Origin of the sequence: Chitinophaga varians, assembly GCF_012641275.1 — a bacterium.
In the GTDB taxonomy this organism is placed as follows: domain Bacteria; phylum Bacteroidota; class Bacteroidia; order Chitinophagales; family Chitinophagaceae; genus Chitinophaga; species Chitinophaga varians_A.
Genome location: NZ_JABAIA010000001.1, coordinates 2,970,606 through 2,985,586 on the forward strand (window position 1 = coordinate 2,970,606; position 14,981 = coordinate 2,985,586).

The 14,981-nt window shown below is 48.9% G+C and carries 14 protein-coding genes; 4 read left to right on the forward strand and 10 right to left on the reverse strand.

Annotated elements, in window-relative coordinates:
• Nucleotides 1-92 precede the first annotated feature (92 nt).
• From HGH92_RS12130 to rlmD, 10 genes are all read right to left on the reverse strand, one after another.
• On the reverse strand, nt 93-974 hold the full coding sequence (locus HGH92_RS12130) for a hypothetical protein (protein ID WP_168870975.1): 882 nt from the start codon (nt 972-974) through the stop codon (nt 93-95).
• A 17-nt stretch (nt 975-991) separates the two neighbouring features.
• Nucleotides 992-1,612 carry an alpha-ketoglutarate-dependent dioxygenase AlkB family protein gene (locus HGH92_RS12135; RefSeq protein WP_168870976.1) on the reverse strand — a complete coding sequence of 207 codons (621 nt, stop codon included), beginning with the start codon at nt 1,610-1,612 and terminating at the stop codon, nt 992-994.
• A gap of 41 nt (nt 1,613-1,653) precedes the next feature.
• Nucleotides 1,654-2,280, reverse strand: coding sequence for a DNA-3-methyladenine glycosylase family protein (locus tag HGH92_RS12140; protein WP_168870977.1), 627 nt, complete (start codon nt 2,278-2,280; stop codon nt 1,654-1,656).
• Nucleotides 2,281-2,331: 51 nt separating this feature from the next.
• Nucleotides 2,332-3,324: a M28 family peptidase gene (locus HGH92_RS12145; protein WP_211092582.1), complete on the reverse strand. Its 993-nt coding sequence runs from the start codon at nt 3,322-3,324 to the stop codon at nt 2,332-2,334.
• A 20-nt stretch (nt 3,325-3,344) separates the two neighbouring features.
• Nucleotides 3,345-4,841 carry a cysteine--tRNA ligase gene (cysS, locus tag HGH92_RS12150; protein ID WP_168870978.1) on the reverse strand — a complete coding sequence of 499 codons (1,497 nt, stop codon included), beginning with the start codon at nt 4,839-4,841 and terminating at the stop codon, nt 3,345-3,347.
• A 156-nt stretch (nt 4,842-4,997) separates the two neighbouring features.
• Nucleotides 4,998-6,140, reverse strand: coding sequence for an endonuclease/exonuclease/phosphatase family protein (locus HGH92_RS12155; RefSeq protein ID WP_168870979.1), 1,143 nt, complete (start codon nt 6,138-6,140; stop codon nt 4,998-5,000).
• 30 nt (nt 6,141-6,170) lie between these two features.
• Complete coding sequence (locus HGH92_RS12160; protein WP_168870980.1) at nt 6,171-7,235, reverse strand: endonuclease/exonuclease/phosphatase family protein; 1,065 nt, start codon at nt 7,233-7,235, stop codon at nt 6,171-6,173.
• Between the two features lie 120 nt (nt 7,236-7,355).
• On the reverse strand, nt 7,356-8,291 hold the full coding sequence (locus tag HGH92_RS12165; protein WP_168870981.1) for a rhomboid family intramembrane serine protease: 936 nt from the start codon (nt 8,289-8,291) through the stop codon (nt 7,356-7,358).
• A gap of 47 nt (nt 8,292-8,338) precedes the next feature.
• Entirely contained in the window at nt 8,339-9,043 is a 705-nt protein-coding gene (locus HGH92_RS12170; RefSeq protein ID WP_168870982.1) for a rhomboid family intramembrane serine protease, read from the reverse strand.
• A gap of 120 nt (nt 9,044-9,163) precedes the next feature.
• Nucleotides 9,164-10,588 carry a 23S rRNA (uracil(1939)-C(5))-methyltransferase RlmD gene (gene rlmD, locus HGH92_RS12175; protein ID WP_168870983.1) on the reverse strand — a complete coding sequence of 475 codons (1,425 nt, stop codon included), beginning with the start codon at nt 10,586-10,588 and terminating at the stop codon, nt 9,164-9,166.
• 97 nt (nt 10,589-10,685) lie between these two features.
• Between rlmD and HGH92_RS12180 the strand changes: the two genes are divergently transcribed.
• The 4 genes from HGH92_RS12180 to HGH92_RS12195 all read left to right on the forward strand — a co-directional run bounded on the left by HGH92_RS12180 (nt 10,686) and on the right by HGH92_RS12195 (nt 14,593).
• Nucleotides 10,686-12,092, forward strand: a complete 1,407-nt coding sequence (locus tag HGH92_RS12180; protein WP_168870984.1) for a TlpA family protein disulfide reductase — start codon at nt 10,686-10,688, stop codon at nt 12,090-12,092.
• Between the two features lie 123 nt (nt 12,093-12,215).
• Nucleotides 12,216-12,926, forward strand: coding sequence for a porin family protein (locus HGH92_RS12185; RefSeq protein ID WP_168870985.1), 711 nt, complete (start codon nt 12,216-12,218; stop codon nt 12,924-12,926).
• Between the two features lie 158 nt (nt 12,927-13,084).
• A complete protein-coding gene (locus HGH92_RS12190; protein WP_168870986.1) occupies nt 13,085-13,711 on the forward strand; it encodes a porin family protein in 627 nt (208 codons plus the stop codon).
• A 186-nt stretch (nt 13,712-13,897) separates the two neighbouring features.
• On the forward strand, nt 13,898-14,593 hold the full coding sequence (locus tag HGH92_RS12195; protein WP_168870987.1) for a porin family protein: 696 nt from the start codon (nt 13,898-13,900) through the stop codon (nt 14,591-14,593).
• Nucleotides 14,594-14,981: the final 388 nt, after the last annotated feature.

Here is a 14,981-nt window from a genome sequence, read left to right on the forward strand (position 1 = left end):
ATCTTTAACAACAAAAGGTACCTGACGGTTTACTTTTGTCAGAATACCTTCTGTTTGCAAAAACGCTGCCAGCATACAGAATGTTACAACTGTCATGGTGATTTCCGTTTTCCAATCCGCTGAATAATGCTGGTGTAGTAAGCCAGTTTATCTTTTCCCGGCAGGCTGATCACCTTTACATCATTGGCGGTAAGCAGGTCCAGCTTGAATTTGGAGGCTGGCACCAGTTCTTCCGGAATGTAATAATAGAGTGTGTTGGGCACCGGCACGTTTTTATGGTGAAATTTCTGACGGGCCCTGTAAGTGAGCAGCCACCACAGGTCTGTTTCCACAAAATCGAGCGACAACCCGAAGATGTGGATATCATGCGTAAAGAAGAAGTCGATCCACGAATGATAGTACACCTGTTTGGCGTGTATACGTCGCAGTAAAGATTCTTTTGGAACTTCCTTGCTGGAGTAGAAGGTGCCGCTCACCACGTAGTTGCGCATCAGCTGAAGCTGGCCGCCGTAGTGCTCAAACCCGAGATTGATGCTCATGGGATTGAGGCAGTCGCCATGGATATGCCAATAATAGATGTCATCCATGGTGTATCTGCGAAAGATGCTGTAAAATTTTTCGTTGATAAGGCTGGTATTTTCATAAGGAGTCCGGCCTTCCAGGGTAAACTCATAGTTGGTGGTCAGGATGTGCGCCGGCTTCAATGCACGGATGGCGGCATGGATGCCATTGGCTTTGATTTCGGCGGCTTTGATGGCGATAAACGCTTTCAGTTCCCTTTCACGGAGTTTTTCTCTTTTGATGGCGGTTAAAAAAACCTCTTCATACAGCAGCGGGAATGGCTTTTTGTCGTCCAGTTCCACGCAGTCTCCTGTATGACAGAAGGTGATGATATCCTGCAGCAGGTCTTTCCAGCTTTGTCCGCTGGAAATGTTGTTGATATCATTTCCGATTAATAAAATAAGGTTGTTCATAGCAGGTGTATATGGTTTTAGGGGTGGATAAAGCGGAAGGTGAGGTTGATCCTTCCGGAAATCTGCCGGTTTGTTTTGGGTACCTGATGTTCCCAGTACTGCTGCAGCGTCCCTTTCATGACCAGGAGGGAGCCATGTTCCAGCAATATTTCATGTTTCAGGTGATGATCATTTTTATAGCGTAATAAAAAACGGCGGGAGGCGCCGAAGTTGACAGAGGCGATCACCGGATGGGGGCCCAGTTCGGGTTCGTCATCGGCATGCCAGCCCATAGAGTCGCTGCCGCTGCGATAAAGGTTAAGCAATACACTATTGAAACCAGTGCCGGAAGCCGGGGTGATGCGGGCCCTTATTTCTTCCAGTGCCGGTGTCCATGGGCTGGGCGCAAAAGTATTGCCGGAAAAACTATAGGAAGTGGCAGCATCTCCGTACCAGGCCATTAATCGCGGAAATAAAACCTGTTTGCCATACATATTCATCGATTCCTGCTTCCAGTCGATTGTGTCCAGTAATGTCTGATAATAATTATCACTTTCCGCCGGCTTGAAAAAGCGCGGATAATAAGCCAGTTCTCCGTTCTTAAGATGGATGGCATTCCCGGGACCGGGCTCTTCAAAAAGGCTTCCCTGCAAACTCATGATACAAATTTACAACGGCAGTACGCAATGTATTTACATGCTTATTGATCTTTCCATTGCCAGAGATAGCGGCAGGCATGGGTCCGGTAGGGGGCCCACTTAGCGGAGATCGTCTTCATCTTCTCGCGGAAAGCTTTTTTGTCGCTGTTGTCCAGCTTGTAAAGACGGGCCATGGCCTGTTGTATGCCCAGGTCGTCTATGGAGAAAATATCTTCGCGGTGAAGGTGGAACATGAGCAGCATTTCCACTGTCCACCGGCCTACGCCTTTGATTTGGGTAAGACATACGATCACGGCTTCGTTGTCCATTTTATGCAGCCGCGCATCGGTGAGCTTTTCAGCGATCACAAAGTTGGCCACATTATGCACATAGGACACTTTGGCGTTGGACAATCCGATGGAGCGCAGCACTGCCGGATCGGTGGCTGCTACCTGTTGAGGGGTCGGTTCTTTATTGTCGTAAAGGGCAAGGAAACGGGCATAAATCACATCAGCCACTTTGGTGGAGAGTTGCTGGCTCATAATAGCGGCAATGAGGCGCAACGGGAAGTTCCGGCGTTTCTCCTGAGCATCCAGCGGACCTTTGATGATCTTTTGCAGTTTTTTGTCCTTGCTGAGATGGGAGATATAAGCATGCTCCGTTACCGGAGTGCCTGATGGTCTGGGCATAAACGTTTGATTAGATGGTTATATCCGCTATCCTGCACTCCGGTAAGGGCGTTAGTAGGTGAACGGCTGATTGTAGATCACCTGCAGGATAGTTTGTCCTACTGCTTTTAAGGTCTTGTTATCGATCACGCTCATGTTATCGTTCTGGGTATGCCAGTGCGGCGCAAAGTTGCCGGTGGCTTGCCAGGCGATGATATCAAAAGTCGGGATGTTGGCCATCGTATTCACATAAATGTGGTCGTCGGTAATGTAAGATCCGTTTTTCTCGTACCGGAAATAGTCGGAGTAGCCCAGTTGATTGGCCACGTCCCAGAACATTTTCATCGGGCCGTAAGCGTATTGCTGGGAAGAGCCTTCCATATAAAATTGTGAGCCACGGCCGCCTACCATGTCCAGCAGTATGCCGTAATTGGCTTTATAGCCTTTTACGTGCGGGTTTTTAGCCCAGTACTGGGTACCGAGGCAGAAAGAGTTTTCGTTGTCTTTTACCCCGTAATCTTCAACGTCCACGAGCAGGATGTCTACGCCGGCTTCTGGTCTTTGTGTTTTGAACTGACGGGCGGCTTCCATCAGCACGCCTACTCCGCTGGCGCCATCATCGGCGCCATCCAGCTTGCCCTTTTTGTCAAAAGCGTCTTCATCGGCCCATGGACGGGTATCCCAGTGTGCCAGTAACAACACGCGTTGTTTGGCGGCAGGGTTGAAGCTGGCGATAATGTTGATACAAGGCAGTTTCTCTTTATGCGGCCCTTCTACGGTGGTACGTTGCACATATACGGTATCCGCCCATTTTTTCAGAGAGCTGATCATCCAGTCGGCACACTGCTGCTGTGCAGGGGTATTGGGTATTCTTGGCCCAAAGCTCACCTGTTTGGCGGTATAGGCATAGGCGGAATCTGCGCTGAAGGCCGGTACCGGCACACTCAGTTTGGCCACTTTGCCGGCGCCGGTGCTGTCGGCGGTATTGTCTGTTTTTGTGGAGGGCTGCTGACAAGCGCCGGCCAGGAGGGCCAGCGTTGTCAACATGCTAAGAACTTTACGCATTATTATCTGTAGATATTTGCTTATTGAACGCTATAAGTGACGTTACCATCTTTTTCGTCTTTGAGCTGTATGCCGATGCTCAGCAGCTCATTGCGGATACGGTCGGAGGTGGCGTAGTCCTTGCGGCCTTTGGCCTCCTTGCGCATGGATATCAGCATCTGCAATACGCCGTCGAGCAGCTGGTCGTCGCTGCTGGCGGGCGGTTGCTGTATGCCGAGGATGTCCACGAGGTAAGTCTTCCAGGTCTGCTGCAGCAGGTTAAAGGTACCTTCGCTGATTTCATGCATTTTGATCTGACCGCCCTTCAGGGAATTGATAACGGGTGTCAGCTCAAACAGGTTGGCCAGCACCTTGGCGGTGCTGAAGTCGTCATTCATGAATTCAGGGCATTCCTCGCACCAGGTGCGTACCTGTTTGTCCAGTTCCTCGTTGATGGCAGCGCCATTGGAAGCATAGCTCAGCTTCTGCAGTGTTTCATAGGCTGCCCACAGGCGTTGCAGCCCTTTTTCCGCGGCCTGCAGCGCTTCGTTGGAGAAGTCGAGCGTGCTGCGGTAATGTGTCTGCAATACGAAGAAACGGATGGTCATCGGGCTGTAGGCTTTGTCCAGCTGTGCATTTTCGCCGGTAAACATTTCCGTGAGCTTGATGGTGTTGCCATAAGCTTTGCCCATTTTACGACCATTGATCGTGATCATGTTGTTGTGCATCCAGTAGCGCGCCATCATCTCGCCATGGGCGATCTCACTTTGCGCTATTTCGCACTCGTGGTGCGGAAACTGGAGGTCCATGCCGCCGCCGTGGATATCGAACTGATGGCCCAGGTATTTGGCGCTCATCGCGGAGCATTCAATATGCCATCCGGGGAAGCCTTCGCCCCATGGGCTTGGCCAGCGCATAATATGTTCTGCGGGAGCTTTCTTCCAGAGGGCGAAATCCGCTTTATTGCGTTTCTCGTCCTGGCCTTCCAGCTCGCGGGTGGTTTCGAGCATGTCTTCCAGCACACGGCCGCTGAGGATGCCATAGTCATAGCTGGCGGCGTATTTTTTTACGTCGAAATACACGCTGCCGTCTACTTCATAGGCATAACCCTTTTCCATGATCGTTTTGATCATTTCTATCTGCTCTATGATGTGGCCGGTAGCAGTGGGCTCTATGCTGGGTTCCAGGTTGCCGAACTGCAACATGGCCCAGTGGAACAGGTTGGTGTATTTCTGTACCAGTTCCATCGGCTCCAGTTTCTCCAGCACGGCGGATTTGGAGACTTTATCTTCCGCAGCGCGGCCCTCTTCTTCAAAGTGGCCGGCGTCGGTGATGTTACGTACATAACGTACTTTATAACCCAGGAATTGCAGGTAACGGTATACCACATCGAAAGTGATATACGGACGGGCATGGCCGAGATGTGATTCTCCGGACACGGTGGGTCCGCACACGTACATGCCCGCGTGGCCGGGATGCAGAGGGGTGAATACTTCTTTCTGGCGGTGTATTGAATTGTATATTTTGAGTTCTGACATATGCTGTAATTAAGAATGTCCGGGGGACCTGTTACAGGCAACAGGCCTTTTTTCCGGTGGTGGATGGCAAAGATAAATATTGTTCCAGATGTATGTTAAAAGTCCGGGAACAACATCGGTCAGATCTCAAAATATTAAACATTTTCATAATTATTCTTATTTGTTTACTTCTACTTCCTGCACACCGCTGCCAATCAGGCTGAGATTGGCGATGACCGGATAGTGGTCAGACAGGTCGGAGATGATCCTCCGGAAGCTGTTGACCTTAAAATCGGTACTGGCAAACACATAGTCAATACGCAGGGTGGGCGCCAGTCCGTTAAATGTGCGGCCTACGCCCCAGCCCTTGTTCAGGAAAGCGTCCTGCAGGTCGCCTTTGATCGTGAAATAGGTGTACGATGCCGGGGTATCGTTAAAATCTCCGCAGACAATTACCGGATAAGGGCTCTGCCGGATAAAATCACCTACAATATCGGCCTGCTGACTGCGGCGTATATACGCTTCGCGCATTTTCTGAATGATGTTTTTGGTGGCCACCAGACCGGTATCCTCCTGGTTTTTGATTTTGCGGATATCAGTATAGTCCTTCTCGTTGAAACGGTATGATTCCAGGTGCATGTTCACAATGCGGATGGTATCGTCGTCCTTTACAATATCAGCATAAATCAGGCTTTCACTCAGAGGCCCCATGCTCATTTTTACCTTGTCTGATGCAATAATAGGGTATTTTGAAAAGATGATGGAACCCCAGTGTTGCATCCCGTTCCGGTTAAAATCGCTCGAAAAGAAACGGTACGGCATTTTCATGTCCCGGGAAATATCCTCCCGGTTGTTAAAATCATTCTTTCGTTCAGAGGTATAAAAATCCTGGAAGCACGCGATGTCCGGCTCTTGCTTTTTGATCAGGGCGAACATGGCCTGCCGGTTGTATTTGCTGTCTTTTTCACGGTACAGGCCAAACTGGCTCACATTATAGCTCATCACCATCAGGCTTTTGTCTGCCGGCGCCGGCTTGTTGCCGGAAGGCAGGTTAAACGCCAGAAAGGCGCTGATAGACTTCCAGCCCAGGAACAGGGCCGTGAGCGATAAAAACGCATAGCGGTAGTTGAAAAACAGCCACCCTATCATAAATATCACCAGCACGCCCAGTAAAAACGGGAAGGCCAGTGTAATGAAACTGATAGGCCAGAACCAGGCCGGGGAAATATACGGTGCAAGGCATGCGGCAAGAAAAAGCAACACCACTCCGACGTTGATGAATACAAAAAAGCCCTTCGTAAATAGTCTTAAGAATCGCACCGCGTTTCCACGTTTGTTGAATGAATAAAGTTAATGTTTTTTCAACGACAGACAGGATATAACCGGGAAATGCTCTGACTGCGGTATTTTCAGCACCCTGCATCCCTTGATGCTGAAATGCCTGTCGGGCAGGAGATAGTCGATCCGCAGGGTAGGCGACAAATAGGAAAGAGTCCTGCCCCAGCCGAGTCCTGTTGCCAGAAAAGCGTCCTGTAATCCTGCTGCGGCGTGGCGGTAGCTGTAGGAGGCTGGCGTGTCGTTAAAGTCGCCTGCTACTATGACAGGGTAGGGACTGGCGGCCACCAGCACGGCAAGCTGTTTCGCCTGCGATGCACGACGCCGGAAAGTGGCCTTCATTTTACGGCCAAGGCTGAATATTCGCCTGCCCCGCAGGTCGTCACGGGTAAGCATATACGAAGTGAACTGTACGCTGAAAACCCTCACGGTATCACCATGAATCACCAGGTCCGCCTGAAGGAAACTGCGCCCGCTGCCCCGGGCCAGGCTGTCGCATGGAATGGCGCTGGCGGCTGCAATAGGATAACGGGAGAAAAGTACGATACCCCAATGCCAGGTTTCCCAGAATAACTGGTCATGCGTGAAATAGTGATAGGGATATCGCCCGATCAGCTTCAGGGTATCGATATTATGCGACATTTCCGGCTTGTCATTGGTGTAAAACTCCTGCAGGCAGAGAATATCCGGCGACGCATCCGTTACCTGCCGAAAAATAGCTGACCGGAGTTGCTGGTTGACTTTATACGCCTGTAAGCCCATACTGCTGCAGTTGTAGGTCATGAGCGTAAAATCTTTGCTGCCGGTTTCTTTGGTGAGATTTTCCTTCGGGGAAAAATGAAGCGCCCAGGTGTTTAAAGCAGGGCGGATACAAAGCAACATCGCTATACTGATGTAAATAAAATATCTCCTATGCTTGCGCCACAGCAACCAGAACGGCCATGTCAACAGGCAAATCAGGAAAATAACAGGAAATACCAGGGCGGCAAAGCCGGAGAGCCAGAAGCTACCGGGGCTGAGTTGGGGTAAATAAGCGCTGGTGAGAACAGAGATAATTAACAGCGAGCAAACAAACTTCATGTTTATTTGGATATTTTGTTATTGGGATATCGGGGAATGGTAAGGTATGACATTAATCGGCAATTGCCGTTAACAACCCATTAAATATCTAAATAACAAAATATCCAAATAACAAAATATCTAGTTGTCACTGGCGCGCAACAATGTTTCCCGCTCTTCGGGGGATAAGGAGTCGAGCCCCATTTCATTGATCTTATCAAGAATCTCATTGAGCCGTTGTTCCGGCACCTGGCCAATCTTGCGAAATGGCTGGCTTTCCAGTCGGGCGATGATTTTAGCAGCACTTTTCGGATGGTTCGGGTCTATCTGCTGCGAAGCCGGATGGAAAGCGTGGGTCAGTTTAAACAACAGGTGGTTGAAACCTGCGCCCCAGTCGTGCCCTTTTTTCCAGCTGTACATGAACATCAGTCCTGCTAAAGCGCCGCCGGACAACTGCACCAGATAAGCGATGCCGCCCGGGCTGGATATGCTGGTGCCAACAGACAGGCCTACATATACGAGGGTAATGATCCAAAGGGGCAGGCCGCCGCCCAGTAACGGGAAGATGCGATAACGCGGGGAAATCAGCGTGGCGCCGGCTGCCATGGCCATAATGCCGGGGGAGGAGCCCATCACGGCAGCATCGGGCAGCAGGGTATGCAGGCCGGGAATGGCCTGAACGCCAAGAAGGTAAAATATATTGCCCGTCAGGCCTCCAAACAGGTACATGGGAAGTATCCGCTGATAACCGGCAATATGCTGCAGGAAGGTGCCAAAACACCACAGCCACACCATATTGGTGAATATCTGAAGCACTTCTACATGGGTGAAGAGGGACGAGAGCAATGTCCACGGGCGCGCCAGCAGTCGGGCCGGATCAGCAGGCATTCGCAGCCAGTTCAGAATATTTTTATAGAAAAGGGCGTCCCCTTCCTTTCCTATTTCCATGGTATAGATCACCTTGGCAAAAAGGAGGAATATAAAAATCGTTAAGTTGACAACCACTAATTGAGTGACCATATTCCGCCCCTCCCCAAGGGATAGACGAGGCATTTTCTCTTTTTCCAACGCATGCATGGTACAAGTATTTACAATACAAAATTACGGCTTAATAAAGTCTTGCGTCAATAAAAATCCGATCGGTGCCTTTTATTCCAGCCTCTGAGCAGCAGGTACGCAAAAAGTGCGCCGCCCAGGTGGGCGAAGTGTGCCACGTTATCGTCCGGCGCGTTTTGTATACCGGCCCAGACTTCTGTCAGGATCATAAAAGCCACAAAGTATTTGGCTTTTACCGGGAAGAAATACAGGAAGATGATAGCATTGGGGAACAGGTAACCAAAGGCGAACAGGATACCGTATACTGCGCCGGAAGCGCCTACCACGATGCTGTTGCTATAGTTGAGCATGTATTGTTTCACATAGATCCTGGCCATGTCGATGGCAAACTGGTTGCCCTGCGCAATGGCTTCCTTCATGTCCTGCATGCTCACATTGGCATTGTCCAGATGGAACTTGCGGTCCAGCGCCACGAAATTGTTGAAGGTAGGATCGTTCAGGAAAGCGTTGGCATATTTGGCCAGTGTCATGTTTTCATAGGTGAGCACGCCCATGTAACACAACGATGCGCCAATACCGCAGATGATGTAGAAGATAAGGAAACGTTTGGAGCCCCACCGGTTTTCCAGCGTGGAACCAAACATCCAGAGGGTGAACATGTTCATGAGCAGATGCCAGGGATCACTGGTAGAGTGCATGAACAGGTGGGTAATGAACTGATGAGGCCGGAATCCCGGTGACCCCCAGTAATGAAGGGCAAAAAGGTCGTTCATATCATACCCGTACCGCTTGAGCAGGGTAACCTGAACCAACCAAACCAACCCGTTAATGATCATCAGATTCTTGATCACAAGGGGTAAAAACTGAAATTTTCCGGGCCTGTACTCGTTCATTTATTGCTGATTATTTACTCTTTTCTTCAGTAACACCACATTTTCGATGTGGTGCGTATGCGGAAACATATCTACGGGTTGTACCTTTTCCACCGTGTACAGCGCATCCAGCAATGCCAGGTCTCTGGCTTGTGTAGCCGGGTTACAGCTTACATATACGATTTTTGGGGCAGCAATTTCCAGCAGTTTGTTGACCAGCTTTTCGTGCATGCCTGCCCGTGGAGGGTCCGTGATAATCACATCCGGTTGTCCGTGGTGCGCAAAAAACGCGTCATCACAGATATCCACCACATCGCCGGCAAAAAATTCGGCATTGTTGACCTGGTTCCGGGCGGCATTTTCGCGGGCATCATCGATCGCTTCTTTGATCAGCTCGATGCCTACCACTTTCCGGGCCTGCCGGGATACAAAAATACCAATACTGCCAGTTCCGCAATACAGATCATACACAATTTCCGAACCGGTCAATCCCGCAAAGTCGCGGGTAACTTTATATAACACTTCTCCCTGATAGGTGTTTGTCTGGAAGAAAGATTTCGGGCCGATTTTGAAAACAAAATCCTCCAGCTTTTCTTCCGCATAACCTTTCCCAAAATAAACTTTGGGGTCCAGGTCGAAAATGGAATCATTTTTCTTTGGGTTGATGGTATACAACAAGGTAGTGATAGCCGGAACTGTTTTCAACAGATGGTCCAGCAGGGCTACCCTGTTTTCCTTGTCTTCATGATGAATCACCAGGTTGACCATGATCTCTCCGGTGGTACACAAACGTACGACCAGATTGCGCAGCCAGCCTTCCTGCAGGCGGATATCATAAAAAGACAGTTCATGTTGTATCGCATACTCCCGGATGGTGTTCCGGATAAGGTTCACCGGCTCCTGCATCAGGTAGCAGGTGTTAATATCAAGCACCTTGTCGAACAGCTTGGGCACATGAAAGCCCAGCGCAGGGCGGGCCGGTTTCTCTTCGCCGTTGAGGGCGCGTATCTCCTCATTGGTGAGGTAGGCTTTGTTGCTGAAGGTAAACTCCAGCTTGTTGCGGTAGTGCTCCGTATGGGCCGAGCCAAGGATCGGGCTCATGGGAGGAAGCACCAGCTTGCCGATACGCTGCAGATGGTCTGCCACCTGTTGCTGTTTGTATTCCAGTTGCAGGCTGTAGGGCATCATCTGCCATTTACAGCCGCCACAGGTGCCAAAATGCTGGCAGAACGGTGTGATGCGCTTGTCGGAGTAACTATGTATATGAATGGCTTTGCCTTCCGCCCAGTCTTTTTTATTTTTGGACAGTCGTACGTCCACAATATCGCCGGGCATTACGCCGCCTTCAATAAAGATAACTTTACCGTCTTGCCTTGCCAGGGCTTTACCTTCTGCGGCATAGCCGGATACAGGTACTTTTTCTATTACTACGTTTTTTTTCCTCACGGCTGCAAAGGTAAAAGGAAATCATGAATCGTTGGCCGTAAAAGGATGTCACAGTTACCTTTTTTACTTGTATTTTTACATATTGTTACCAATTCCTATGCGTAAGATATTTTTCCTGCTTCTGACAGCACTCTCTATCCAGCTGCACCTGCACGCGCAGGGCTATCAGCTCTCTATCCGGCTGAAGAATTATACCAGCGGAAAATTGTTTCTGGCCAACTATATGGGACGGACCACCTACCTGACTGACTCGGCAGAGGTAAACCCGGCAGGAGAAGCCGTCCTGAAAGGGAAAACACCGTTGTATCCCGGTATCTACCTGATCGTGCTGCCCGGCAAACAACGATATGTGGAAACGCTCATCGATAAACAGCAGTTTTTCAGCGTCGCCATTGATACGGCCGACCTGGTCGGGAAAACCGTCTATAAAGGCTCTCCGGACAATGAGCTGTTTTTGGCCTACAACCGGTTTTTGTACCAGCAGGAATCACTCACCCGTAATATTGCCGAGCAGCTGAAAACAGCTAAAACGGCTGCAGACTCCGCTAAAGTGTATCCGCTGCAGCAGGAACTGGGGAAAAAATTGCAGGAATACCGGCATGAATTCATCACCCAACACCCGGATGCAATACTGTCGGCCATTTTCAAGGCCATGAAAGAGCCGGAAATTCCTCAAAAGCCGGAAAACGAAGACTCCACCTTTGCCTATCGCTACTTCAAAGGGCATTATTGGGACGAGGTAGAGCTGTCAACAGACCGGCTGGTGAGAACGCCGGTGCTGGAAGCCAAGCTGAAGAAGTATTTTTCCCAGCTGGTGGTGAATATGCCAGATTCTATAATTGCGGACTGTGACGCGCTCATTGCCCGCACACGTAAGAGCAAGGAGGCGTTCAAATATGTGCTGTGGTGGCTCACCTATAATTATGAAAGCTCTCCATATATGGGCATGGATGCGGTATTTGTGCATTTGGTGGAGAAATACTATGTACCAGGAGAAGCTTTCTGGCTGAATGATGAGCAGCTCAATAAAATTGTGAACCGTGCTTATACGCTGGCGCCTAATCTTATCGGTCAGCGGGCGGCGCCGCTGGAATTGAAAGATACCGCTTCGAAACCCGTCTCCCTTTATAAAACAAAAGCGAAGTATACCGTGCTGGTATTCTGGGACCCTACCTGCGGGCACTGTAAAACGGAAGTTCCCCGCTTGGACTCTGCCTTCAATGCCAGCTGGAAAAGTAAGGGAGTGGCCATGATCGGTATCAAAACCGAAGGTACCCGTGAGGAATGGTTGTCTTTTATCAGGGAGCATCGCCTTTCCGGATGGGTACATGCGCTTGACCCGGACAACTCCACCAATTACCGCCGGCTATACGACGTATATAGTACACCGGTAGTGTACCTGTTGGACGAAAACAAAAAAATTGTGGCCAAACGTCTCGCTGTAGAGCAACTGAATGATTTTCTGGAGCGTTCGGGGCCAAAAGGCACGGCTGCGAAGTTGTAGAAAACAGGGTGTAGAACGTAGAATATATGCCTCGTTTTATTGTGATAATCAATGACTTGTGATATTTTAACATTCTTTTGGCATACCTTTTGAATTTTGCTGCCCGGATCAAAATTTTAGGTTATGACCAAGAAGATGATTTTCCTGTCCTTTGCAGCGATGTCTTTATCATTGGCCGCAATGTCGCAAGCCCGTGTAGGCGTTAAAGGTGGATGGAACCTTTCTAATATCACTACCAGCAATGACGGTAGTACGAAAGACGCAAAGAGTTTGTCTGGCTTCAATGTCGGTGTCATAGCGGATTTACCGCTGGTGCCCCGTATTTTGTCTTTCCAGCCGGGTGTGTTTTACACCACCAAGGGGACAAAATCCGAAATAGGAGACAAGAACAACGTTACTATTACCAGTCCTTACGCTAAGTACACCCAGAATCCATCTTACATAGAAGTGCCTTTGAACTTTGTTGCCAAACTGCCGGTAGGTGAGCACGCCAGCCTGTTTGCCGGTATAGGCCCGTATTTTGCATTTGGGGTAGCGGGTAAGAACAAATATGAGGTAACGACCGTAGCAGGTACTACCAGTGGTTCTTCCAGCATTAAATGGGACGATGACACCCCATTTACAGATGACCCCAACCGTGGCCGTGATAAGTGGAAACGGTTTGACTGGGGCGGTAATATCCAGGTGGGCGCCGAAGTCAGCAATTTCCTGATCAGTGCCCAATACGGTATCGGTTTCGCTAAAGTGTACTCCGGACAGGATAACAGCACAGACAACAAAGACAAGAACCGTGTATTCAGTGTTTCTGTCGGTTATCTCTTTGGCGGCAGATAACGGTTTTTCCTGAACAATTTTTAACTCGTGTTGTAATTACAGCTAGTAAGCAAAAAGTACAGGCTGATTCATAATCAATTAGCAATCAAAAAAACACAAAAAGTGATGTTACCAGCCTGTTGGCATCACTTTTTTACCCTCATCCAAATACACAAAAAATGAAAAAGGTATTCTTAGCTGCGATCGCCTTATTAATCGCAGGTGTTACATTCGGTCAGACAAAGTGGGGCATTGTAGCAGGCCCTCAGTTTTCCAGTGTAACCACCAAAGCATCTGCTTTTGGTACTACCTCCAAGGAAACCAGCAAGCTCCTGACAGGACTGAGAGCTGGCGTAACCGTTGATATTCCTTTAGGGGATGATTTCTACGTAGGAACAGGTTTATTGTATTCCGGCAAAGGCGGTAAATTCAAAAACACTGATATGAAAGTGTCACTGGGTTATCTGCAGCTTCCGATCAACTTCATGTTCAAACCTGAAGTAGGTAGCGGTAACCTGGTACTGGCAATTGGCCCGTACATCGCATATGGCGTTGGCGGTAAATACAAGGATATTCCACTCGTTGGCGAAAGAAAAGCTTTTGATGACGAAGCCGGCCTGATGAAACTGAAACGTTTTGATGCTGGTGGTAACATCCAGATTGGTTACGAAATTCCTGCAGGTTTATACTTTGGCCTGAATGCGGACCTGGGCATGGTGAACGCATTGGACAACACCAACAACGACGCGAAGTTTAAAAATACTTCCTTTGGTGTGTCAGTAGGTTACAAATTCAGCGGCCGTTAATCGCTGAAACACCACATCACAATTAATTAATAGGCTGCCTGGTAGGTTCCAGGCAGCCTTTTTTATATAAATCAAAACCTTTTGATTAGCTTCGCCGTTGTAACCATCGAGTGAGTTGAAAGACCTAATCTATCATAACGATAACTTATTGAGCAAACATCATTAATCCCGTAGTACAGTTCTACAATGAAGTGTTTAAAATTCCTGTGCGTGTTGGCCTGTATGGCCTGTGCCACAATTGTTAATGCCCAGGTGAGCTTAGGCTTGCAGGGTGGTTATTTAAATGCCACTATGGATGCCTCTCCGGGCAACGCCGAGGTTACGCGGCCGGATTCCAAGGCCCTGCACAGCTGGCAGGCCGGTTTTTACCTTAATATTCCTGTATTTCCCAATGGTGCGCTGCAGCCAGGACTGAGCTATGCTGTAAAAGGCGCTAACCGGTCTTTTAACGGCCAGGAAGGTGTTAATGTGGCGCTGCCGGGCGCAACAAAAATCCGGCTGCAGTACCTGGAGCTTCCCGTGGACCTGGTGTATAAGATACCTGTTGGCATTGGAAAACTGGCACTGGGCGGCGGTGGTTATGCGGCCTATTGCATCCGGGGCGACTATGACCTGGCGATCTATAAAGAAGGAAAACTGTTACAGTCCAGCAGTCAGCGGGTGGATTTCGGTAAAAATCCCAATGTATTCTCTACAGATTATAACATTCACCGCTGGGATGCCGGTTTGAATGCCACGGCTACTATAGAATTTAATTGTTACCTCACGCTGGGTGTTAAATACAGCTATGGACTGGTGGACATTGACCGGTCCGGCGGCAGCCTTAAAAACAGATATTTCGGTGTTAACCTCGGTATACTGTTCAACAGAGAAGACTGGTAGTATTTAATATTAAAAATATTTATACATTATTTTGTTTTATATTTGTTTGTCGATGGATATTTCGGGGCAATGGCTGTATTAAGAAGCCGGCTGCGAAGGAGCACTGTTATGCCGGATATAGGTTGAAAATGGCTGGCAGCGTGACAGCTATGATATCCGGCGTATAATTTCGTACATACTTATCAGTTAATCATTAATAGGACCAGAGAGGCCGCCGTTACAGGCGGTCTCTTTTTTTTTGCCGGAGGAGTAGGGGTGTATGTGTTGACGTGCGTCTTTTTTACAGAAAGTTGCTTCCCTAAGGGGTTGCGATGATCATTGGACAGTTAATTTAAATGTGTGACAGTTATAGGGATATGCCACTACGTCTCTACGTAATGGCATTATA